The 23,219-nt window shown below is 39.6% G+C and carries 19 protein-coding genes; 11 read left to right on the top strand and 8 right to left on the bottom strand.

All coding sequences use genetic code 11. From position 1 onward, the window contains the following. Window positions 1-85: 85 nt before the first annotated feature. From NXS00_RS10030 to NXS00_RS10020, 3 genes are read left to right on the top strand one after another with little or no spacing between them, the layout of a single operon-like run. Entirely contained in the window at window positions 86-2,491 is a 2,406-nt protein-coding gene (locus NXS00_RS10030) for an ABC transporter permease (protein ID WP_258099052.1), read from the top strand. A 5-nt stretch (window positions 2,492-2,496) separates the two neighbouring features. Then, window positions 2,497-4,881, top strand: a complete 2,385-nt coding sequence (locus tag NXS00_RS10025) for an ABC transporter permease (RefSeq protein ID WP_258099051.1) — start codon at window positions 2,497-2,499, stop codon at window positions 4,879-4,881. A gap of 2 nt (window positions 4,882-4,883) precedes the next feature. Next, entirely contained in the window at window positions 4,884-7,196 is a 2,313-nt protein-coding gene (locus tag NXS00_RS10020; protein ID WP_258099050.1) for an ABC transporter permease, read from the top strand. Here NXS00_RS10020 and NXS00_RS10015 read toward each other — a convergent pair. After that, the gene (locus NXS00_RS10015; RefSeq protein ID WP_258099049.1) at window positions 7,193-7,555 is read right to left on the bottom strand and encodes a hypothetical protein; all 363 of its coding nucleotides are present in this window, start codon (window positions 7,553-7,555) and stop codon (window positions 7,193-7,195) included. The two genes, NXS00_RS10020 and NXS00_RS10015, sit on opposite strands and share 4 nt — an antisense overlap. A gap of 415 nt (window positions 7,556-7,970) precedes the next feature. Here NXS00_RS10015 and NXS00_RS10010 point away from each other — a divergent pair, with 415 nt between their 5' ends. After that, window positions 7,971-9,713, top strand: a complete 1,743-nt coding sequence (locus NXS00_RS10010; protein ID WP_258099048.1) for a glycoside hydrolase family 13 protein — start codon at window positions 7,971-7,973, stop codon at window positions 9,711-9,713. 75 nt (window positions 9,714-9,788) lie between these two features. Here the strand turns inward: NXS00_RS10010 and NXS00_RS10005 are convergent, their stop codons facing one another. Both NXS00_RS10005 and NXS00_RS10000 read right to left on the bottom strand, forming a co-directional pair. Further along, window positions 9,789-10,430, bottom strand: coding sequence for a hypothetical protein (locus tag NXS00_RS10005; protein ID WP_258099047.1), 642 nt, complete (start codon window positions 10,428-10,430; stop codon window positions 9,789-9,791). Then, a complete protein-coding gene (locus NXS00_RS10000) occupies window positions 10,417-10,995 on the bottom strand; it encodes a hypothetical protein (protein ID WP_258099046.1) in 579 nt (192 codons plus the stop codon). The genes NXS00_RS10005 and NXS00_RS10000 overlap by 14 nt, the downstream gene beginning before the upstream one ends. Window positions 10,996-11,154: 159 nt before the next feature. Here NXS00_RS10000 and NXS00_RS09995 point away from each other — a divergent pair, with 159 nt between their 5' ends. Both NXS00_RS09995 and NXS00_RS09990 read left to right on the top strand, forming a co-directional pair. Next, the gene (locus tag NXS00_RS09995; protein ID WP_258099045.1) at window positions 11,155-11,685 is read left to right on the top strand and encodes a hypothetical protein; all 531 of its coding nucleotides are present in this window, start codon (window positions 11,155-11,157) and stop codon (window positions 11,683-11,685) included. A 59-nt stretch (window positions 11,686-11,744) separates the two neighbouring features. Then, window positions 11,745-14,150, top strand: a complete 2,406-nt coding sequence (locus NXS00_RS09990; RefSeq protein WP_258099044.1) for a TonB-dependent receptor plug domain-containing protein — start codon at window positions 11,745-11,747, stop codon at window positions 14,148-14,150. A gap of 218 nt (window positions 14,151-14,368) precedes the next feature. On the opposite strand, the gene NXS00_RS09985 is transcribed toward NXS00_RS09990, so the two are convergent. From NXS00_RS09985 to bioD, 4 genes are all read right to left on the bottom strand, one after another. Beyond that, on the bottom strand, window positions 14,369-15,127 hold the full coding sequence (locus NXS00_RS09985; RefSeq protein WP_258099043.1) for a DUF6503 family protein: 759 nt from the start codon (window positions 15,125-15,127) through the stop codon (window positions 14,369-14,371). A gap of 95 nt (window positions 15,128-15,222) precedes the next feature. Beyond that, window positions 15,223-15,879 carry a septal ring lytic transglycosylase RlpA family protein gene (locus tag NXS00_RS26870; RefSeq protein WP_308708888.1) on the bottom strand — a complete coding sequence of 219 codons (657 nt, stop codon included), beginning with the start codon at window positions 15,877-15,879 and terminating at the stop codon, window positions 15,223-15,225. Window positions 15,880-15,881: 2 nt separating this feature from the next. Then, the gene (bioA, locus tag NXS00_RS09970) at window positions 15,882-17,153 is read right to left on the bottom strand and encodes an adenosylmethionine--8-amino-7-oxononanoate transaminase (protein ID WP_258099042.1); all 1,272 of its coding nucleotides are present in this window, start codon (window positions 17,151-17,153) and stop codon (window positions 15,882-15,884) included. After that, complete coding sequence (bioD, locus tag NXS00_RS09965; protein WP_258099041.1) at window positions 17,154-17,759, bottom strand: dethiobiotin synthase; 606 nt, start codon at window positions 17,757-17,759, stop codon at window positions 17,154-17,156. 110 nt (window positions 17,760-17,869) lie between these two features. Here bioD and NXS00_RS09960 point away from each other — a divergent pair, with 110 nt between their 5' ends. The 5 genes from NXS00_RS09960 (at window position 17,870) to NXS00_RS09940 (ending at window position 22,087) form a co-directional block, all read left to right on the top strand. Continuing rightward, complete coding sequence (locus NXS00_RS09960) at window positions 17,870-18,643, top strand: hypothetical protein (RefSeq protein WP_258099040.1); 774 nt, start codon at window positions 17,870-17,872, stop codon at window positions 18,641-18,643. Between the two features lie 50 nt (window positions 18,644-18,693). After that, the gene (locus NXS00_RS09955; RefSeq protein ID WP_258099039.1) at window positions 18,694-19,536 is read left to right on the top strand and encodes a 1,4-dihydroxy-2-naphthoyl-CoA synthase; all 843 of its coding nucleotides are present in this window, start codon (window positions 18,694-18,696) and stop codon (window positions 19,534-19,536) included. A 102-nt stretch (window positions 19,537-19,638) separates the two neighbouring features. Continuing rightward, the gene (locus NXS00_RS09950) at window positions 19,639-20,001 is read left to right on the top strand and encodes a hypothetical protein (protein ID WP_258099038.1); all 363 of its coding nucleotides are present in this window, start codon (window positions 19,639-19,641) and stop codon (window positions 19,999-20,001) included. 61 nt (window positions 20,002-20,062) lie between these two features. Continuing rightward, a complete protein-coding gene (locus tag NXS00_RS09945) occupies window positions 20,063-20,566 on the top strand; it encodes a hypothetical protein (RefSeq protein WP_258099037.1) in 504 nt (167 codons plus the stop codon). Between the two features lie 45 nt (window positions 20,567-20,611). Then, complete coding sequence (locus NXS00_RS09940) at window positions 20,612-22,087, top strand: potassium/proton antiporter (protein WP_258099036.1); 1,476 nt, start codon at window positions 20,612-20,614, stop codon at window positions 22,085-22,087. On the opposite strand, the gene NXS00_RS09935 is transcribed toward NXS00_RS09940, so the two are convergent. Continuing rightward, window positions 22,088-23,191, bottom strand: a complete 1,104-nt coding sequence (locus tag NXS00_RS09935; protein WP_258099035.1) for an aminotransferase class I/II-fold pyridoxal phosphate-dependent enzyme — start codon at window positions 23,189-23,191, stop codon at window positions 22,088-22,090. Window positions 23,192-23,219: the final 28 nt, after the last annotated feature.

Below are 23,219 nucleotides of genomic sequence, written 5' to 3'. Positions count from 1 at the left end.
ATTCAATTAAACTGCTGATTTTCAATACATTTACTTATTGGCATAAGCATTGGCATCAAGCTAACGAACATCTAAAACCAAACGAATGCTTCGGAACTACTTTCTTACGGCACTACGGAACTTTAAGAATAACAAAACCTATTCGCTACTCAACATCTTTGGACTGGGAATCGGATTGGCTAGTTGCCTATTTGTCATCACCATCATACGGTTTGAATACTCGTTTGACAATTGGCATACAAAAAAGGATAAAATCTACCGCGTAGTTCGCCACTTCCATGGTGATAATGGAGTAACCAATTTCACAGGAAGTTTGCCTTATCCCACTGGTGATGAATTGGTTCGTTCTGTTCCTGATCTGGAGAAAGTCGTACAACTTCATGGCCCTACAGATGAGAAAATTGCATTGAAAGACGCTCTTGGAACCTTGCAAGTATTTCGCGAAGAGCAAGTCCTTTACACAGACGAGAACTTCTTTGATGTCCTCGATTTTCAAATTCTCAACGGTGCATCCGGAGATATTCTTAAGGAACCCTACAAGATGTTTATAAGCGAAAAAATCGCCAAAAAATATTACGGAGAGTTAAACCCAATTGGGCAAGTAATCACCATGAATGGTTCCGATCAAATAGAGATCGTTGGGATAGTGGAAGACTGCCCCAAAAACACCAATCTTCCATACGAAATGATCGTATCCATGCCTACTCTGAGAAAACGCATGCCAGACGTTTTTCTTAGAAACTGGGGAATGATGTGGGCCTACTCCAACTATGTGCAGGTACCAGAAAATGCAGATATTTCCCAAATAGAGCAAAAGATTCGCGAAACCATTGTGGCTCACCAGAAGGAAGAAGATCGTGGTAAGATTGACTTCAAACTGCAACCTTTAGAGGAAATCCACAACGATGAGCGATATGGAGATTTTAACAACTATGTTACTCCTTCTCTGATTATATGGGCATTCGTACTACTGGGCTCCTTGCTACTCGGTACAGCTTGCCTGAACTTCATCAATTTATCAACCGCTCAAGCTATTCGACGCGCCAAAGAAATTGGTATTCGCAAAACACTCGGTAGTCAAAAATTACAACTTATTAGCCAGTTCTTAACCGAAACATTGGTCATTGTGAGTGCTGCCATGATCATTGGGTTAACCCTTGGTCAGGTAATGATTAGTAAGTTCAACGAATTCTTAAAAGACATTCATTACGACCTAAGTTATGACAGTACAGTACTTGTGTTTGGGCTTGGATTGGTCTTATTGGTAACGTTGCTCGCAGGCTTTTATCCTTCCATGGTGCTTTCAGGTTATAAACCTGTAGACGCATTGTCAAATAAAATCAACATCAAAAAAGGAAGTGGCAATTTTAGCTTACGCAGAATACTGGTCATCACACAGTTTGCGTTTACCAACCTGATGCTCATCACCACCATCATCATTGCCAGTCAAATGAACTATATCAAATCGAAAGATCTTGGATTCTCTCAAAAAAATGTGGTGCTGATCAATTTGCCCTCAGACGAACCAGCTACGCAAAAAGCATTCTTGAACCGATTCAAATCAGAAAGTTATGTTCTGGATGCAACTCGTAGCTATGGCGCCCCGATGAGTGCTAGCAATTGGAATAACTCCTTTTATGAAGATGGAGGAGAATATCAAGATGGCAACAACTCTAATATGAAATTTGGAGATGACAACTATCTGGAGATGTATCAAATCCCATTAATACACGGTAGAATGTATAATACCGAAATCGCCACGGATACGTCTGGTGAGGCAGTTGTAAACAGAAAATTCATCTCTAGACTGGGTTGGACAGAAGATGAAGCTCTTGGAAAGAAAATCCATTATGGCAGAAGGAAACTACACATCGTAGGCATTATGGATGACTTCCACACCTCTTCATTACAAGGAAATTTGGAACCTGTAACTCTAGCTTATGATGCAAGCATATTCAATGAAGTGGATTTGTTATTAGCCAATACACCAAATACAGAAATCATTGCCGGTATCGAATCGATATTTCGCTCTTTTTATCCAGAAGACCTATTTGAATTGACCATTTTGAAAGACCAAATTCAAGATTGGTATATGATGGAATCTCTACTTCATCAGATCATCCAGTCCGTAGCGATCATCACCATCCTACTGAGCTCAATGGGACTATATGGTCTTGTTTCCTTTATGGCAACCAAGAATTCAAAAACCATCGGTATACGAAAGGTCTTTGGAGCAAGCATCCCTAACATTTTAGGAATATTTGTCAAAGAATATGTGTTTCTATTGCTGTTTGCGTTTTTGATCGCTGCACCAGCTGCCTGGTGGCTATGTAGTCTGTGGCTGGATGAATTCACCTACCGAATTAATGTATCAGCCACTTACTTCATTTCAGGCTTTACCTTATCAGTTTTAATTGCTCTTGCCACTGTAGGGTACAAATCCTATTTGGCAGCAACTAGTAATCCTATTAAATCATTGAGATACGAATAATCACCATGCTAAGAAACTACTTACATACAGCACTTAGATCCTTTAAGAAAAACAAGGTGTATACCCTAATCAGTGTGCTAAGCCTAAGCTTTGGGATTACCTGTTGTTTAACACAATATGCTACACTTAGACATGAATTCACATTTGACTCATTCCATGAAAAAGGAGATCAAATCTACAGGGTAGTGGAACATGAATCGTCTGAGAAGGGACTCGCCTATCGAGGAATTTTGCCGACTCCCCTTCCTAAAATTCTGGAGACAAATTTTCCTGAAACCATCCCAATGTTTGGTCCAGTGCATGTCAAAATCAAATTCAATGATCCATTAGGAATCAAGGTTTTCACAGATCCAAGAGTGGTATATACCAATAGTTCCTTTCTTGAAAACCTGGACTTCAATATCATCAGTGGAGGCCCTGCACAGTTACTCAATGAGAAAGGAACCATCTTCCTGACCGAGCAAACAGCTGAAAAATACTTTGGCAAACAAAATCCATTGGGTCAAAGCATTACTATTGAAGACATCAACCTGACCGTAAGAGGCATATTGGAAAATCCGCCGACCAATACCAATGTCCCGTTCAATTGCCTGATTTCAGATTTACATATCAAAGACAATTACGCGGCTTATGCGGATAAATGGGATTCGTATTGGGCAGGCTCTGCTTATCTTGTCAAAGATGCCAATGTACAGCTCGAAGAACTGGAATCGAAGGTCAACCAACTATATAATCAATACCTAACCAAAGAAGAGTCGGACCTCAAGCAGCTATACTTGCAGCCTCTCAAAGAGGTACATACAGACGATAGATATAAACAGAGCGTCAATTATGTACCTCCGAGCACTTTCATTATGGGTTCGGTGCTGATGGTGGTGCTCATCCTAATTGTCTCCGTCCTTAACTTCATTAATCTGGCTACTGGCCAATCCATCAAACGCTCCAAAGAAGTAGGCATCCGAAAAACACTTGGTGGTCAAAAAAGAGAACTCATCTTGCAATTTTTAACAGAGACGTTCTTACTCGTTTGTGCTGCAACTTTGATTGGGTTAACTCTAGGTCAAGTGCTGATGGATTTACTCAATTCAGCTGTCAGTGGCATGTCATTCCATGCAGGATATGACTTGACCATTATTGGATTCTTAATTGGACTCATCCTAATTGTAACCTTCCTGGGTGGTGCATATCCCGCGCTGGTATTAGCCAGATTCAATCCCATCAAAACGCTTCACAATCAAATTTCTTTATCTAGAAACAGTGGAAGCTTCTCTATGAGAAAAGTGATGATTTCATCGCAGTTTATCATTGCTAACTTCTTGATTATCTGCACAATTGTTTCTGTAAGCCAGATGGATTATATCCAAAGCAAGAACCTTGGATTTGATAGCGACAATGTCACCATCATCTCTTTTGATGACCAATCTCCAGAGAAGATGAGATCTATCCTCAACGAATATGAATCGTTGAGTTTTGTAGAGAAAGCTTCCAACAGCTTTGCCCCTCCTCAAACAGGCAGCAGTTGGTATTCTTCCTATCATTTGCCAGAAACAGAATCTACTACTGAGCTGGAGGCTAATGTCAAATTCATTGATCAGAACTTTCTGGATTTGTATAAAATAGAACTGTTATACGGCAGAAATATCACCAACACCTACAGCACCGATTCCACTACAGAATTGGTGGTTAACAAAGAGTTCGTTGATAGACTAGGTCTGAATTATCAAGAAGCATTGCAAACCAAATTGATCTTTGAACGAGGTATGCAGGGAACGATAGTCGGCATTACCGACAATTTTCATGTTTCAAAACTCAATCGTGCGGATATCATTCCAATTGCAATGACTTACGTACCTCGCTTGATGAATGAAATTCATTTGAAATTGGCCGATGACAAGGATCATTATGCTGAATTGGAAACAGTCTTCAGAAAATTCGATCAGGAAAATCTCTTTGAAGCTGGATTACTTTCACATAGAATTGAAAGGTCATATGCATTCGAGAAACTCATCTTCAAAATCATTGTATTTTTCTCGATCACAGCGATTGTCATCAGTTTAATGGGTCTTTATGGATTGGTGAGTTTTATGATTGCCAAAAATCAAAAACCATTGAGTATCCGCAAGATCTTTGGAGCGAGTACCAACAACCTTCTTTTCAAGTTTTCATGGGAGTATTTGATTCTGATCTTCATTGCTTTTCTCATTTCAGCACCGCTTAGTGCCTTCGTGATGCAGCAATGGTTGAATAACTTTTATTTCCATATTGATCTATCGGCCTGGCATTTCATTAGCGGACTGATCATCATCACAGCTATTGCCCTAATTACTGTGGGATTAAAATCATACAAAGCAGCCAATACCAATCCAGCGGATATCTTAAGACACGAATAGCCATGAACTTGAACTCCACTTTCAAACTGGCCATAAGGTCACTTAGAAGAGACAAAACCTTCTCTCTCATTAACATCATTGGGCTATCCCTAGGATTGGTCAGCTGTGCTTTTGTATTCCTCTACAGTGCTCACTCATTAACCTATGATCAGTACCATGAAGCATATGAGAGCATCTACAGAATCAATAGCTCCTGGGTAGGAACAGCAGATAAACGATCCATGGCGATCACCGCCCCTGCTGTTGGTCATAAACTACAAGCAGACTACAGCTTTATAGATGCAGTTGGGATAATCTCCGCCATGGGTGAACTTCAATCGCTAACTGTAGATGAAAATACTTTTGAACTAACCAATTTCAGAAATGGTGATCGAGGAGTTCTAGATGTATTTACCTTCAACCTATTAAGTGGCACTAAAACCAATGAAGGACTATACATTGATGAAGAATGGGCCATCAAGCTTTTTGGCAAGGTGGATTGTGTGGGTGAGTCTGTCATGATTGCAGACCAAAGTCATCAAATTAGTGGAGTCTATGAAGCCTGGCCACAAAATGTAGATCTGCCGCTAGAAGGATTATTGATTCAAGACTACTCTGAAGTCCCTCGCGATGCTTTTGCCTTTATCACCTATGTGAAATCAGACATAGAGTCCAATCAACTAACCCAAACGCTCGCTAAATTATCAGACGAACTCTATGACAAAGAGGAATTCAACGGTGATGACATCTTATTGGAACCTGTTCCTCTGAAAGGGTTACACTTTCAGGAGAGCATCATGGGCGATATGCCAAAAGGCAATAAAACCTACACCTATCTAGCGCTGTGTACCGCTATCATTTTAGTAATCATCGTATTGATCAACATTTCCAACTTGAGTATCATCCGGGCAATGGATGCTATCAAATTGAATGTAATTCGTAAAGTACTTGGAGCCAGCAATGTACAAATCCAATTGTATCAAGCTTTTCAATTGGTCGTCTTATTCTTGATTTCTGTTTGCATAGCATTGACTTTATTTCAGCTGATCTCTCCATACTTCACCGAGCTAACAGGCATTCAGGTTACTGCAAACCATTTCCCTTTGCTGATAGGTTACGCGGCTATTTTCTTAATACTAATCCTCTTAATTGGCACTTATGCTGAGAGGATTTCCTTTCATATCAAACCAGTAAATGCGTTGAAGAATCAACTCTCCAACAGGCTTCCTGGAGGAATCATTAGAAAAAGTCTGGTAACCTTCCAATTTGTCATTACTGGCCTGATCATTTCAAGTCTACTCGTATTGATTACCCAATGGGATTACATCCAATCCAAGGACCTTGGTTTCAATGCGAAAAATGTTGCTGTTATTTCCTTACTCAACCGAGATGTGGATGCCAAAATCCTGAAAAACGAGATTAGCTCGATCATTGATGAAGAAAATATAAGTCTTGGCACGTGGAATACCATGCCTGGCGCTGATGTCACATTCACTACTGCGAGTATCCCGGAATCGCAACTTGATTTTCCGGTTAATGTCATAGACTATGATCCAAACTTCCTGAACGTATTTGAAATCAATTTGCTTTCAGGAACGATGCCTACTACCAACATTCTGGAAAGTGGGCAACCGCAACCAGTTTTGATTAACCAGGCTCTAAGTAAGCTACTTGACGAACCTATCAACAGAAACATTCAACTAACCTGGATGAAAAGTCATGTAAGTGGCATTATCGCTGATTACAATTACCAATCGCTTCACAATTCGGTAGAGCCATTGGTGCTAATGCCACATCAAAAAAACGCCAGACTAACAAGAGTATTTGTCAAGCTACCACTTGAAAAAATGAGTGATCTACAAAATCTCCTGAGCAAAAACTTAGATGCTAAGGCCTATTCCATCGACTTCATGGATCAAGTGCTGCTAGAGAACTATCAGCAAGAAAAGGAAGCCATTTCACTAATTTTCTATTTCGCACTAATCAGTTTCTTCATCTCAATTCTAGGCATTGTAGGTGTGGTTTCTTATATGCTTAAGAAACGAGAATATGAAATTGGAATTCGTAAAGTTCTTGGTGCCAGACTTTCCAATTTGTGCGCTTTGTTTGGAAGTGAAGTAATGGTATTGATGACCTTATCTGGGCTGATCTGCGCTCCACTGGCATATATTCTTAAAGACCAAATCTTAGGACTTTATGCGTTTCAGGTAAACTTCCATTGGTGGTATTTACTACTTCCAACAGTTGTGATTATTATCACAGCTATGGTGATTGTGTTTTACCAGATTATCAAAGCAGGTCAGGTTAATCCAGTAATGCTCTTGAAAGATGATTAATTGGATTCTTCTCGCTTGACCAGTAGCACAAAATCCTTTTCTAATGGCAGGTAACCGTATTCATAACAAAACGCATACTGTCTACCTTCTTTGGTGGTGTAGGTATTGGTATGATAGTCAAAATCAAATCCCGCCTTCAAAAGCTGATCTCTGTGAGTTGTCGTTTTACCATCTGGATTTAGCTTTTGAAGGATCGAACGGTTCTTCTTTAGTATCCGATTTACCTTACGTACCAGCTTATCAGAACCACCAGTAATCTTATTATTGTAAGCACTTCGGCATCCATCAGAGCAAAACTTCTTATCCGATCGGCCAAAAAAATCACGACCACACTCTATACATTGCTTATTCTCTTCCATTGCCTGTCATTATGGGATTTGAAAATAATAAGACTTACCGTTTTTGACAAATCAAGCTATATTCCTCGTTCATCTCAAAATATTTCCTGTTCACCGAAAAATTATTGACGTTTATAAAGTATACCATTAGATTAGTTGATGTATTTGAACCAGAAAACAGCTTAAAGTAATGAGAAAGCCTGATCATGTTAACAATCTCAAAAACATATTGCACTACGCTTTCGAAGATCTTATCAACAGTGTGTGGAAATTTGTTATGAAGCGTCAAAATAGATTTAAATATTTTGAGCAATAAAAGACTTTAAAAACTACCTCTCCGGTAGTTTTTTTTTGTTTAATCTCCTCCACATCGAGTAACCAATGTAATTTATTGGTTTTTGTGCTACCTTTTAGATACATCCTAAAATGAGTAGTAATGACAATAAAACACCTCACACCTCTACTTGCGGCATTTATTCTTAGCTGCAGCTCTCCAAATCAACCTGCAGAAACATCACCTAATCTTCCAGGCAATGAACCACATAGCTGGAAAGAAGCTGTTATTTATCAGATCTATCCACGAAGTTTCAAAGATTCAGACGGTGATGGTGTAGGAGATCTACGAGGAATCATCAACCAACTCGACTATATCAAAAGCTTAGGAATCACCATGGTCTGGATCAACCCATTCTATGCTTCTCCAAATGCTGACAATGGATACGACATCAGTGATTACCGAGCTATTCAGCCAGAATTTGGCAACATGAAAGACTTTGATGATCTATTGAAAGGATTACACGAAAGAGACATCAAGTTTGTCATGGACTTAGTTGTAAACCACAGCAGCGATGAGCATGAGTGGTTTCAGCAGTCCAGAAGCTCAAGAGATAATCCTTACCGAGACTATTACCATTGGTGGCCGGCAGAAAAAGGTAAACCTAACTATCGATGGAGCTTCTTCGATCCTAAAGGAGAAGCATGGAAATATGACTCTTTAACCGATGCTTATTACCTCCACTATTTCGCTCAAAAGCAACCTGATCTAAACTGGGAGAATCCAAAAGTTCGTCAGGAAGTGTATGATATCATGAAATTTTGGGCAAACAAAGGTGTAGACGGTTTCCGTTTGGATGCATTTCAATTCATCTCCAAAGACACCACCTTCCCTCCACTCCCGGAGGGTTATGAGAAGAATGTAATCAAATACTATGGCATGGGACCAAACATTCATCCATACATCAAAGAAATGCATGATGAAGTATTGAGCAAATACAATGTCTTTGCAGTCTCTGAAGGCGCTGGAAGCTCTTTTGAAGATGCACATGCACTAGTAGATAAAGATCGTGATGAACTGCAAATGGCTTACCATTTTGAAGCGGTTGATATGGTCAGAGACTTATCAGGCTATACGCTTGATACCTTTAAAGAAATCCACTCCAGATGGGATAGTGCTTTTACTGAAAAGGGCTGGCTATCTGTATTTCTGGCTAATCATGACAAAGCGCGTATGGTAGATCGTTTTGGAAATCCCTCTCCTCAATTCAGAGCACCTTCCATCAAATTGCTAAACACGTTCATATTGAGCATGCGTGGCACTCCGTATTGTTATTATGGTGATGAAATAGGAATGACCAATATCAGTTTCGACAGCATAGAACAATATCAGGATATTGCAGCTATCAATGGCTACAAGAAAGTAGTTACAGAGGGTGGAGATATTGAACAATATATGGCTGAGCTGAAGTTCTTATCTAGAGACAATGGACGAACACCTATGCAATGGGATGCTAGTGAAAATGCAGGATTTACCTCTGGAACACCATGGCTCCCTGTAAATAGCAACTATAGAGAAATCAACGTAGCCAATCAATCTTCTGCAAGCAACAGTTGCCTCAACCATTTTAAAGAAATGGTTAAACTAAGACTTAACACTCCCTCTCTTATTTATGGTGCTTATCAAATAATCCAACCAAATCATGAAACCATCTATGCCTACACGAGAAGTTATGAAGGTGAGGAGTATTTAGTCGTTCTTAATTTCTCTAAAAAACAGTCAAGCATACAACTGGAAGGATTTGACCTCAATACCGTTTCTATCAATAACTACGAGGTATTGAATATTTCTGACAAGAATCTCACTCTTGAACCTTATCAGGCAATTATCTTCAAAACAAGGTAGTGAAGAAAAGAAGCTAGTTAATAAAAAACGGTCAATGTTCTGCATTGACCGTTTGACCTGTACTAACCAACTAAACTAAAAATTACTACTTAACCTGTAATCATCAATCAATGTGATTTCTACCAACTGTAACTCTTCAAGTATAGAGTCAAGCTCTGTGATAAACTCTTTTGTGTTTTGAATTTCTCTTTTTTTCAATTCAGATAGGTTTGAATAAATAGCTATTCCCGATGTATAACTATCTCCATTTGTAACAGTCAGAACCTCCTTCAAAATATACATGGCCTTGTATAGGCTTTCTTTCATGTCTTCAGTGTTCCTATCCTGTAAAGAGATCTTTGCACTGTAGACTTGCATGTACGCAAGTGCTATGAACATATTAGCACAGGACTGGTTCAATTTTTCCTCAGACATAGCGTGTCTTTCGTTCATCAGATTGACCATAATAGGTAATCCCCTATCAATTAGATTCAGAGAGTTTTTATACCTCACCTCTTCTCTTAATATCATCGTTTTTCGAATTGCATGCTCCAATTCCTCAATAGCACGATCAGGCTCGCCAGCCCTATAGTAGTCACTTGAGTTAACCAGATGGATAACAGGTTCCATGGCCAGGCCATTCAAAGCTAATGGCTCTGAATGCTTTCGCATAAGTTCCACACCATATAAAATGGCCGCCATGGTTGAAACAAACAGTACGTATTTAATCCGCTTCATTCGCTGCCAGCAGCTTAATAGCTTTCAACTGATCCGGGTGAATGTGATGAACATGCTCATCAATCGCATCCACTTTTTTTCCAAGATGCTTCAAATATTTTTCGAGCCTGGTTTCCAACATTAGCACCTGACCGTCATACGAGTAAATACCATTCTCATTTTTGAGATCATCAATGTTAGCTTCCAATTCATTTCGAGTTAGACAACTCTCTCTTAGAAACTCTATGAATGAACGAATACCATATTCTGATTCAAACTTGCGTATATCATCGAGTGTCTTCTTATACTCTTGTTTGCTCACCTCCAACCCAGAAGTTGGATCCATCATTAAGTCCATTATCAAGGAGTCGATATGATGTATGGTGCTTAGAATTTGAATAGACTCTTGTCTAAAATCAGGACTTCCACAAAACTGCCCTAACCCGTCATAAGTGACCAGACGGTCAGACACCTGATGCCATTGCTGTGTCAACACTTCAAAATCTTCTTCAATGCTGACTACTTCCTGTGAGAAAGAAGCTTGACACATCATTAACCATCCAACAATTAATACTACTTTCTTCATACTACAAAGAACCTTAATATCGAAACGCTATACTCTCTCAGATTTTTCGTAATCGGTACTACGTATTTTCCCCTAGTATTGACCACTCACATGAAAAACAGTCAATTCGAATAAGCTATCAGTTTATAAGTCTTCACTTTTACCGATAATTGTCATGCTGTGAATCGAAAGCTCTCATCCATATTATTGATTGTTGCAATGCTATGCCCGATGCTACTATCTGTGATGGTGATTGGAGTAAAGCGCGTAAATCTCAGAAAAGAGGTAAAGCATCGAATGATGGCCGGCATACCTAAAGAAAGACTTTCTTTGATTATCAGTACTCCTGAAACCGCCCACTTACTAGATTGGGAACACTCTAAAGAATTTGAGTACGAGGATGAAATGTATGATGTGGTTTACGTTGAATCCAAAGGAGATAGCACCTATTACTGGTGCTGGGAAGATCACAAAGAATCAGAACTCAACAAAGAATTAACAATTCTATTTCATAAGTCTTTGGATCAATCATCAGATGAAGACTCTAACAATACCTTTAGCTTAACCCTTTTAAAAACGCTTTTCTCATCCTACGAAATAAGCTATGATCTCACTCCATCAGTTGAGGTAATTGATAATCTACACACTGAATCATCAGAAAACCTTCCAGTAATTAGTTCTTCAATAGATAGTCCTCCTCCCCAATCGTAGTAACCATATCGCTATTGATTATCTGACTTACCTATTTAGAACAACTGCTAAACATTCATATGAAGCACATTATTTCCATGTGGATGCTTTTGGGAGCACTTACTGCTGCATTTTCACAAACAGTAATCATCACTGATGAAACTACTTTTAAGCCCGTGGAAATGGTCATCTTGATGAGTGACGCACCAAAGGCATACGCTACTACCAATATTAAAGGGCAAGCTGACATCTCAGGATTTGCTAATGCACAAACCATACAGATTTATGCCTACGGGTATGAATCACAATCCTTGAGTTTTCAAGCATTGGTTCAAAATGATTTCAAAATCCAACTAAAACAGACCAACATCAACCTGGAAGAGATTGTCATTGCAGCCAGTAGATGGACACAAAGTTCAGGCAAAGTACCTTCCAAACTGACAGATGTTTCTCCAAAGGATATTGCTTTCCAAAATCCTCAAACAGCTGCTGACTTGCTGGGCATCAGCGGAAAGGTCTTCATTCAAAAAAGTCAGCAAGGTGGAGGAAGTCCAATGATTCGAGGATTTGCTACCAACCGACTTTTGTATACTGTAGATGGTGTACGAATGAATACTGCAATATTCCGCGGCGGGAACCTTCAGAACGTGATCAACATGGATCCATTTACAGTAGAGAATGCAGAAGTACTTTTCGGTCCGGGATCAGTCATCTACGGAAGCGATGCTATAGGAGGAGTGATGAGTTTCCAAACACTTACCCCCCAGCTTTCATTGGATGATGAGCCAATCATTAATGGAAAAGCTGTTACTCGATATTCTTCAGCAAATGATGAAAAAACGGGACATTTCGATATCAACTTCGGATGGAAAAAGTGGGGATTTGCAACGTCATTTAGTTCATGGGACTATGACCATCTTCGTCAAGGAAGCAATGGACCTGAAGAGTATCTCAAACCGTATTATGTTCAGCGAATTGATAGTATAGATCGTGTAATCACTCAAGATGATCCACTTCTGCAAATTCCGACGGCATACATGCAACAGAACCTAATGCAAAAGATACGTTTCCAGCCTAATGCCAATTGGAACCTGGAATACGGATTTCATTATTCTGAAACATCATCATATGGCCGTTACGATCGACACAATAGAGTTCGAAACGGGACGGCACGCTACGCAGAATGGAATTATGGTCCACAAAAATGGATGATGAATAATCTATCGATTTCCAATTACACAAGTAATGCATTGTACGACCAAATGACAATTCGATTAGCGCTGCAGCAATTTGAAGAAAGCAGAATAGATCGGTCACTAAATGGCAGCACTCGAAGTATCCGTGAAGAAAAAGTAAACGCTTATTCCCTTAATACTGATTTAGTTAAAGCAATTACCACTCACAATACGTTGTATTATGGAATCGAATATGTGTTGAACGATGTAAAGTCTTCTGGCATTGATGAGAACATTTCGGCAGGAACAGAAGAAACTGGCCCATCGAGGTATCCTGCAGCCACTTGGCAATCCATGGCACTGTATGTAAACGATGAGCATCAAATCACACAAAAAACGACGCTTCAGGCAGGTTTGAGATATAACCAATACCTACTTGACGCTACATTTGATACGCGCTTCTATCCTTTTCCATTTGAGACAGCATCCTTGAATAATGGAGCATTGACAGGTAGTCTTGGAGCAGTCTACAGGCCAAATACATCGACAGTGCTTCGTATTAACTTCGGAACAGCCTTTAGATCTCCCAACGTAGATGATATCGGAAAAGTATTCGATAGTGAACCAGGTTCTGTGGTGGTGCCAAATCCGGATCTTGAAGCAGAATACGCTTACAATCTGGATATAGGTATTGCAAAAGTGATTTCCGATCGTATAAAGGTAGATGTTACAGCTTACAAAACGATTCTCAGCAATGCGCTGGTGAGAAGAGACTTCACACTTAATGGACAAGACAGCATTCAATACAATGGTGAAATGAGTAAGGTCCAGGCGATACAAAACGCAGCCAGGACAGACGTATATGGATTGCAATTTGGTGTCAACTTGAAGATGTTCAATGGTTTCAGTTTCAACTCTGATTTGAATATTCAACATGGTGAAGAAGAATTGGATGACGGAACAGTAAGTAATTCCCGCCATGCTGCACCATGGTTTGGGGTAAGTAGAGTCACTTATGAATATGAACAATTGAAATTACAGCTCTACGCCCAATATCAAGGAGAAAGAATCCATGAGGATCTTGCACAAGAAGAAAAAGAAAAAGATGAAATCTATGCAAAGGATCACGATGGAGAAACTTATGCTCCTGCATGGTATACGCTAAACATTAAGGGTCAATTCCAGCTCAGCAAAATATTGATGCTTACTGCTGGTATGGAAAACCTGACAGATCAGCGATACAGGCCCTACAGCTCAGGAGTATCAGGAGCAGGTAGAAACTTTATACTTTCACTTACGGCCAAATTCTGATGAATGCACGTTATTATGATCTTTTACCGCTTAACGGCATCCTGATGACTAATACAATATGCTCATTCAGCTTGTATCGTTCCGTAGAAGTTGACCAGTATGGATACAGTACGTAATTTCACATCTGTGATAAGCAGCCAGCTATAGACGAACCATCGAGCGCTTATCAACCATCGATCTTTAAGATTCATAAAAGGCCGTCCAACCACGGCCTTTTTTTATTCTTTTGGCCCTGGCGCTATTTGAGCATCCTCTGGCATTTCAAAAAGTTGTTGATCAGATTCTTCAGCTGTCAATGAGATATTACTAAATAAGGCCTCTCCTCTAACATCACCAATGGTATCATTCTTGTAAACGTGCCACTGAAGCAAAGTCGGCAATTTTAGTCCATTGACATCCAACCAATTGGAATATTTGATCAAATTGAATCGATCACTTGGCTCTCCACTACGATAGGTTGATGTATACATCAACCACTTCATTCGATAGGTCTTCGGATCATACCACACGATGTAGTTATCGTCAGGTGAATCTCCTGTGGATTGACCGAAACTTATTTTCACACCAGATAATTGCTCCCCCTTAAACTCCCTCGAATCAACTACTTCATAAGTGATTCCAGGATCTCCTAGTACAAATGGCATTGCAAAGAAGTAGAAATACAAATTGTGATAGAAACGAGCGCCGCTAGCATCTATGGTGTCAGGTGTGACCCAAACTTCACTTCCATCAAATCCAATAGTTCGTTCGTCATTTTGAAGCAACACCTTACGATCGGCTAAAGAAATCAATTGGTTCTCTCCATTCTCCAGATCATATTGTAGCGTTTTCATGGATTGCCATTGTTCATATCCTCCATGTGCATCCATTACTTTCGTAATTTCAGGAATATGATGAGCTGGGTTTTGGTATGTATTTTCCTGTTTTGTCGGCTGACAAGCAACCACAATTAAAAAAATGGGAATTAGTCTTTTCACAACGTTACTTTTATGCGAAAATATGCTGAATAATAAAGTAAAAACTGATTATAACAGTATTAGATCACTATAAGTCGGCAAAGCTACATTTCACGTCAATGAAACTTCGAATATTCAATTATGTAGCTATCGGGATAATCATTAATTAGCGATTCTCGGTAAGACTCAGCCTCAGTACGGGTTCCATATTGTCCCAGTATTACACCAATCACCTTTTGACCATTAACCATTTTAGATTGAAGCACGATATCAGCGGAATTATATTTCTTTTGGAGCTGCTCTACGAATGTCACATAGTTATCCGTTTGAGCAAAGCTCATGATCTGAACACCGTAGCCTGCAGGTTTCAAGCGATTGATCTCAATATGAAAGAATGAATTATTGACGGTTGGTGTTGGAGCAAGATCTTTTTGAACCAATTCGAGCGTCACATCTACCACTCCATCATTCACCATTTCAATCTCCTTCGCTGCTCCAAAACTCAAGTCAACGATTCTGCTATCTACAAAGGGCCCTCGATCATTCACTTTCACGACAACTGATTTTCCATTATTGGTATTGGTCACTCTGATCATTGTGCCAAAAGGCAAGGTTCTGTGAGCTGCAGTCATTTTCTCCATATCATACACCTCACCACTTGCTGTAGGTCTTCCATGAAACTGTCCACCATAAAAGGAAGCTTGCCCTGTTTGAGTTTGGGCAATTACAGAAGAAGTAACAAATACTGTAAGTAGCAGTAAAAATAGTCGCATAGTTAATCGTTAAGCAGTTCTTTCAGGAAGGCATCTATGGCCTTATACATCTTATTCAGCTCCTGATTTGTTACAATATAAGGTGGAATAATGTAGATCACATTGCCCAAAGGACGCAAAAGCATGTTTCGCTCCATGAAGTAATCATAAATTCGCTCTTTGATATCACTAGTATATCCCGCATCATCTGCCTTTAATTCGATAGCCAGAATGGTTCCTCGATAGCGGATTTCATCTACCTTTTCATTAGCTACAAAGGACTCTACATAGGCTTTATGTGATGCTTCAATGCGAGCGATATCTTCCTGACAGCTCTTTTTGAGTAATAACTTCATTGAAGCATTTGCTGCAGCACATGCTAAAGGATTAGCGGTGTAGGAATGACCGTGAAAGAATGCTTTTAGACGGTCCGCTACATCAAATGCCTCTACAATCGGCTGACTAACTGCTGTCACGCCCATGGGCAGATATCCACCAGTAATCCCTTTTGACAGACAGAAAATATCCGGATCATTCTTTAAATAATCGCAAGCGAACATCTTACCTGTCCTTCCAAAACCAGTCATCACCTCATCTGCGATACAGATTATTTTCTTTGATTGCGCGATAGATATCAGCTCATCCAATACTTCTGGAGCATACATCTGCATACCTGCAGCTCCTTGAACCAAGGGTTCGAAAATAAAAGCCGCTATTTCTTCCGATGCTAGTTCTTTCATACTGGCAATCGCAGCGGCTCCATCACCTTTTGGGAATGGTAGAAACTCTACTTCAAACAATAAGTCATTGAACGGAGCACTGAACAAATTACGCTCCGCAACAGACATGCTGCCAAAAGTGTCTCCATGATATGCTCCCTCCAGAGCAATAATCTTCTTTCTGGGCTTCCCCAGATTGTACCAATACTGAATAGCCAATTTAATAGCTACTTCAACAGAGGTACTTCCATTATCAGAGAAAAATATCTTTGAAATATTGGAGGGTAAGAGTTTCTTCAACGTTTTACTCAAATCCACCGCAGGCTTATGAGTAAACCCGGCAAATATCACTTGCTCCATTTTCGCCGCCTGGCGACTGACAGCTTTATTAATTTTCGGATGACTATGCCCATGAATATTTACCCACCAACTGGAAATAGAATCCATGATCTTGCGACCATCCAATGTGTGGATATAAAGTCCTTTGGCTTTTCTCACTCCTATAGGCTTGTTGCCAGCCAATGGTGAAAATGGATGCCAAATATTTTCTCTATCTATTTTTTCTAATTGATTCATTTACCAGTTTTCCTTTAGTTGAGCTGCATATTTCTTAACAACTTCCTGATCTATGACCTCTTCCTGATCTATTCTCAGCAGTACCTTCAATCCAGTGTACAATTCAATAATTCGTTCACTTTCAGGGTTTGATTGACCATTAAAAATCAGCCCTTTAACTTTCAATCCTCTTGACTTGAGCAATTCATAGGTCAGTAATGTATGATTGATGCTACCAAGGTATAGGTTAGAGACAAGAACTACTTCACAGTCAATCTGTCCAGCAATATCTATCACCATGTCCTTGTCGTTGAGCGGCACTAGAACACCGCCTGCTCCTTCGATCACAAGATCACTTGTAGAATCTGGCAACACAATCTGACTCAAATCAATTTGAACACCATCAATAATTGCTGAAGCATGTGGAGAAGCTGGTGTTTTCAAAAAATAAGCCTCTTTGAAGTATTGAGTTTTGGAGTTCGACACCAACCGCTTAACAGCATCAGTATCCTTTGGTTCCCCAGATTGAATGGGTTTCCAATAGTTTGCTTCAAGCATTTCGGTGACTATAGCACTCACCAAGGTTTTACCACTATCGGTATGAATAGCTGTAATGAAGTAATTCATGCGGCGAAGTTAGGATAGGAACTTGAAAAGGAAGATTTGACGAGTAAAATAATCCGATTGGCAAAATTATTGCTTAAAACTCTTTGTCTTCTCATTCACCAATTACCACCATGAAAACATTAAAACAAATCCCGATTTTATTTTCAGTAATCATCAGTCTGTCTTCCTGTGTCTCTTATCAATACGTCACACTGTCTAGCAATACTCCTGTACAAGAAGATGGTAAATTCAAAATAGAATCAGACTCGATAAACATCACCTACTCGTTTTATAATTTCGGTTATTTAAAACTAGAAATTGAGAACAAATCAGATCATCTACTCTATGTAGATTGGGAAAAATCATCTATTATCATAGATAAGGAGAGTATCCCAATGATTAGCGACAAAGAATATTTTGAAGGATCTACATCTACTTACTCTCAATCGATAAATGTCGACTTTGATGGAGCTATCTACAAAAACCCTACAATTAGATACCTTCCACCTAAAACCCATATTGTTCAAAATTTCCCTTTAGATTTTGCCCGCTTTATGACACCCGAGCAATTACAACCTGGTGTATTCACCAATGTACAATCTGGGGGATCAGGAAAATCGTATGCATTTGATGAAGAAACCACACCGCTAAAATTTCAAACCTATCTCTATATCGGAAGTGATGAAGGAGGCAAATCTATGATACAAGAACAGAATTTCTGGACACAAACAGTCTTCCAAACCATAGATGGTCAACTCAACACCTACCCCAATCAAATACTCATGAAAAAAACCAATCCAACTGGTGCTGTACTAGGAACGATGGCATTACTTGGTGTGACCATTTACCTGGTTAACGAATTACAACCTGATGATGAACTCCCATCATCCACCTTTCAGCCGTAAGTTTGATTGACTTTGTACATATTTGCAATCCATAATTAAACATCCCTATCATGAGTAAAGCCAATTGGACAACTGTCAGAGAATTTGAAGATATCACATACAAGAAGTGCGGAAGTGTAGCGCGAATTGCATTTAACAGACCTAATGTACGAAATGCCTTCAGACCAAAAACGGTTGCTGAGCTTTATCAGGCATTTTTAGATGCACGTGAAGATACCAAAATTGGTGTGGTTTTATTCTCAGGTGAGGGACCATCCACGAAAGATGGCAAGTGGGCTTTTTGCTCAGGTGGCGATCAAAATGCTAGAGGACATCAAGGATATGTTGACGATGATGGTATGCCACGTCTCAACATTCTTGAGGTACAGCGTTTGATTCGTTTCATGCCTAAAGTCGTGATAGCGGTCGTTCCTGGATGGGCTGTTGGTGGAGGTCACTCACTACATGTGGTTTGTGACTTGACTTTGGCGAGTAAAGAACATGCCATTTTCAAACAAACAGATGCTGATGTAACGAGTTTTGATGGTGGTTATGGTTCGGCATACCTCGCTAAAATGGTCGGACAAAAAAGAGCTAGAGAAATATTCTTCCTTGGTAGAAATTACTCAGCACAGGAAGCTTTCGATATGGGAATGGTCAATGCGGTTATACCTCATGATGAGCTGGAAGATACGGCTTACGATTGGGCATTGGAGATACTAGAGAAATCCCCTACTTCTATCAAAATGCTCAAGTTTGCTTTCAACCTTACTGATGATGGCATGGTAGGTCAGCAAGTGTTTGCTGGGGAAGCTACCAGACTTGCCTACATGACAGATGAAGCGAAAGAAGGACGCAATGCATTCCTTGAAAAGAGAAAGCCAGACTTCTCTGACATCAAATGGATTCCGTGATCCATTGATTTATTTTTCAACTTAAAGTAAGAATGTTTCTGGATCGATCAAACTAAAGGAACATTTCCTCCATTACACCGTTCTATCCGGAAACTGTAAATTATGAATTCTGCGAAAGCAAATAGGTCTTTATTATTAGCTGCACTGACATTGTTCTGGTGCATGAGCCTATTCTGTGCTGAATATGTAGCAGATTATAAATTACCAGTAAATCATCCTACTTCTGTTGAAGAACTTCTCGAGTCCAGTCCAACTCTCTTTCTTCAAGCCAACAACAATTATGAGCGTGTTGCTTCATCGAGAACACGCCTAAATGGAGCAACGCTATTTCTTGCTTCAAGAATTGATAACCATCCGAATGTATACTTTACATTCACTAAAGCTTTATTCCGTGAATGGAGGAACAATGCCATTCACTCCTCAAATCTTAAAAAGATCTTATACCCTTTCCATGAATTCATTTAAGTCCGAATTGACTGTTCAATAAACAATTAACCCCACCATTTCGGACATAAAAAATTTAATCATGGATTTATCATCACTGATTATTGGAGGCATAATCTGTCTCGCAATAATCCTGTTTTTTTATTTCAACTATAGAAAAAGAGTTGCTCATGAAAAGGAGCTCATCAATTCATTACATCATGCTGCTGAAGAGTATCAAATACAAATAGCGGAGGGAGATGTTTGGCGAAACAAGTATGCTATTGGTCTCGACCCATTCCGAAAAGCAGTGATCTTTCTTTCGAAAGAACTAAATGAAACAAAAGTCGATTTTATTGATTTAAAAAAAGTGACTTCATTAAGCCTAAACGAAGTATGTGAGCGAAAAAACACCTCTAACGGGATTTTGAAGAACACTTCACATTTAGGCCTTATTTTTAGATACAATCAAGCGAATAGCATCGAAATACCTTTTTACAATGACAAGGAGTTCGTAGAACTGATCAACGAATACCCTTTAATTGGAAAATGGCATTCCCGAATAAAAGCATTGCTGGAAATTGAAAAAAGGACTGCAGTTCATTAACTTAATATTGCCACCGGATCACCCGGTGGCAATTAATAAAACACTATGCATCTAAGCACGGAAAACATACTTTTTGTTGGTTCCATTCTCTTAATTGTGAGCTTACTAGCCGGGAAAACATCCTTTAAATTTGGTGTACCCACTTTGATCCTTTTCTTGACAGTAGGTATGTTAGCAGGTTCTGAGGGTCTCGGCAGAATAGAATTTGACAATCCATCCACAGCACAGTTCATTGGAATTGTTGCCCTGAACGTCATCCTGTTTTCTGGTGGTTTAGAAACTTCCTGGCAATCGATCAAACCCGTACTTTGGCAAGGGATTTCCCTTTCTACCATTGGTGTACTTATCACAGCATCTTCAATGGGTGTTTTTATATGGTTAGTTACGGATCTGCAGCTTTTCGAAGGATTCTTGCTTGGTTCAATTATCAGTTCTACAGATGCAGCCGCTGTTTTTTCCATATTGCGTTCTAAAAACCTGGGCCTCAAGGATAACATTAGGCCAATGCTCGAACTAGAAAGTGGTAGCAACGACCCGATGGCTTATGTGTTAACGATATCTTGCCTGGAACTGATAAACAATCCCGGAACTGGGTTTTGGTCTATTCTCGGCTTATTCTTAATGCAAATGGTCATTGGTGGAGCCTCAGGAATGGCTTTTGGTTGGGTCAGCTCTTGGGTCGTCAATAAAATTAATCTCGGTTTGGATTCACTTTATCCTCTTCTGGCAATTGCACTGATGTTTTTAACCTACACTACAACCGGACTTTTGAATGGTAACGGTTTTTTAGCCGTTTATCTCTGTGGACTTTATCTAGGCAACAATGACTTGATTCACAAAAACTCCATCATCCGTTCTTTTGATGGCATGGCATGGTTGATGCAAATCGTTCTATTCCTTACACTTGGGTTATTGGTATTCCCTTCTCACATAGTTCCTGTCATTGGCATAGGGTTGTTAATAGCAGCATTCCAAATCATGGTTGCCAGACCCTTAAGTGTATTTGCTTCTCTATCATTCTTCAAAATGAAAAACCGCACTAGACATTACATCAGCTGGGTTGGTCTTAGAGGAGCTGTACCAATTGTATTTGCCACTTTCCCACTGATATCCGGATTAGAAAATGCCAATCTCATTTTCAATATAGTTTTTTTCATTTCGGCCATTTCAGTGATTGTTCAGGGATCTTCTTTACCATTTATGGCTAGAAGAATGAAGGTGGCCCTGCCCGAAGGTTCGAAGCAACAAACGCCCATTGATCAACTATTTAATGAACAAAACAAATCAGCAAAAAAAGAGGTAACAGTCACGGAAGATTCGATCCTGGCAAACAGTAAAATTGTAGACCTTAAACTGCCAGAAAATGTTTGGATTGCATTGATTGAGCGAAACAATCAATTTATCACGCCAAAAGGAAACACCATAATTCTACCCAATGACCGCATTCTATTGTTAGCGGAAGAAGGAAATCAATTACAGAATTTTGAGAAAGAATATTCCTGCAAAAAAGTAATTGAATGATTAAATCAGCTTTTTCAAAAGAGATGCTAACTGTATAATCTCCTCATGACTATTATGAACATGTAAGCTGATTCTCAAACGTTCGGTACCTGAACGAACTGTTGGTGATAATATCGGCCTTACATCCAAGCCAGCCTCTTGAAGTTGTTTGGATACGTTTCTAGCTTTCATATTACTTCCAATCATCACTGGCTGAATGGCAGTATGACTTGAACTTTCAGTCCAATTACTTCTAAATAAGTTGATTTTTTCCTGTAACTCGGACTGCAAGTGATCTTTCTCAGAAAGGAATTTGAAAGTTTCAGCAACAGAAATAACGCTATGTGGTGGCAATGAAGTTGTGTATATAAATGGACGTCCAAAATTGACCAAATAGTCCTTTAAAACTTTTGACCCTGCTACCGCTGCCCCATGAACTCCCATCCCTTTACCAAATGTGTACACACGGGCAAAAACTCTCTGATCCAACTTCATTTCCGTTAACATACCACTTCCATTTTCACCGTATACGCCCGTGCTATGCGCCTCATCTACAATAAGATAAGCACTGTATTTTTCACAAATACTGACTATCTGTTCCAATGGGGCCACATCTCCATCCATAGAGAAGATCGTTTCTGTTAGCACAAAACATCGTCCTTCCACTCTTTTTAGGCGAGACTCTAAATCTTCCAGATCATTATGTCTAAATGCTATTGTTTCTGCCCTGCTTAACCAGGCGCCTTCCTTCAAACAGACATGTGACAATTGATCGTACAGAATCGTATCCCCCTTATCAGCCACAGACGAAACCAAAGCTTGATTGGCAGCATATCCAGAGTTAAACAACAAAACATCCTCTGCCTTGAAAATAGACTTCATCAAATCTTCTACCTCCTCATACCACTTATGATTTCCAGATAGCAGTCTGCTCCCGGTCCCTCCATTCGGCACCTTCTCAGCAATACATCGTTCATGAATTCGGCTAGCCAATTGCAGGTCACCACTTAACCCCAAATAATCATTACTTACAAAATCAACCAGACCAGTAAAAGAAGGCAGCTTACGTATATTCCCTTTATTGATCCGTTCGTCTAATTTATGCTGCAGGAAGTCTAAATTCATCACCCTGCAAAATAGCATAATCTCTATA

The sequence above is a fragment of the Marinoscillum pacificum genome, from assembly GCF_024714495.1.
GTDB classification, from domain to species: Bacteria; Bacteroidota; Bacteroidia; order Cytophagales; family Cyclobacteriaceae; genus Marinoscillum; species Marinoscillum pacificum.
This window is presented reverse-complemented; position numbering and strand designations above follow the sequence as displayed.

Excerpts from the sequence above, each read along its gene's own strand:
- NXS00_RS10030 (WP_258099052.1), top strand. The coding sequence starts at position 86 with ATGCTTCGGAACTACTTTCTTACGGCACTACGGAACTTTAAGAATAAC.
- NXS00_RS10025 (WP_258099051.1), top strand. The coding sequence starts at position 2,497 with ATGCTAAGAAACTACTTACATACAGCACTTAGATCCTTTAAGAAAAAC.
- NXS00_RS10020 (WP_258099050.1), top strand. The coding sequence starts at position 4,884 with ATGAACTTGAACTCCACTTTCAAACTGGCCATAAGGTCACTTAGAAGA.
- NXS00_RS10015 (WP_258099049.1), bottom strand. The coding sequence starts at position 7,555 with ATGGAAGAGAATAAGCAATGTATAGAGTGTGGTCGTGATTTTTTTGGC.
- NXS00_RS10010 (WP_258099048.1), top strand. The coding sequence starts at position 7,971 with ATGACAATAAAACACCTCACACCTCTACTTGCGGCATTTATTCTTAGC.
- NXS00_RS10005 (WP_258099047.1), bottom strand. The coding sequence starts at position 10,430 with ATGAAGCGGATTAAATACGTACTGTTTGTTTCAACCATGGCGGCCATT.
- NXS00_RS10000 (WP_258099046.1), bottom strand. The coding sequence starts at position 10,995 with ATGAAGAAAGTAGTATTAATTGTTGGATGGTTAATGATGTGTCAAGCT.
- NXS00_RS09990 (WP_258099044.1), top strand. The coding sequence starts at position 11,745 with ATGAAGCACATTATTTCCATGTGGATGCTTTTGGGAGCACTTACTGCT.
- NXS00_RS26870 (WP_308708888.1), bottom strand. The coding sequence starts at position 15,879 with ATGCGACTATTTTTACTGCTACTTACAGTATTTGTTACTTCTTCTGTA.
- bioA (WP_258099042.1), bottom strand. The coding sequence starts at position 17,153 with ATGAATCAATTAGAAAAAATAGATAGAGAAAATATTTGGCATCCATTT.
- bioD (WP_258099041.1), bottom strand. The coding sequence starts at position 17,759 with ATGAATTACTTCATTACAGCTATTCATACCGATAGTGGTAAAACCTTG.
- NXS00_RS09960 (WP_258099040.1), top strand. The coding sequence starts at position 17,870 with ATGAAAACATTAAAACAAATCCCGATTTTATTTTCAGTAATCATCAGT.
- NXS00_RS09955 (WP_258099039.1), top strand. The coding sequence starts at position 18,694 with ATGAGTAAAGCCAATTGGACAACTGTCAGAGAATTTGAAGATATCACA.
- NXS00_RS09950 (WP_258099038.1), top strand. The coding sequence starts at position 19,639 with ATGAATTCTGCGAAAGCAAATAGGTCTTTATTATTAGCTGCACTGACA.
- NXS00_RS09945 (WP_258099037.1), top strand. The coding sequence starts at position 20,063 with ATGGATTTATCATCACTGATTATTGGAGGCATAATCTGTCTCGCAATA.
- NXS00_RS09940 (WP_258099036.1), top strand. The coding sequence starts at position 20,612 with ATGCATCTAAGCACGGAAAACATACTTTTTGTTGGTTCCATTCTCTTA.
- NXS00_RS09935 (WP_258099035.1), bottom strand. The coding sequence starts at position 23,191 with ATGAATTTAGACTTCCTGCAGCATAAATTAGACGAACGGATCAATAAA.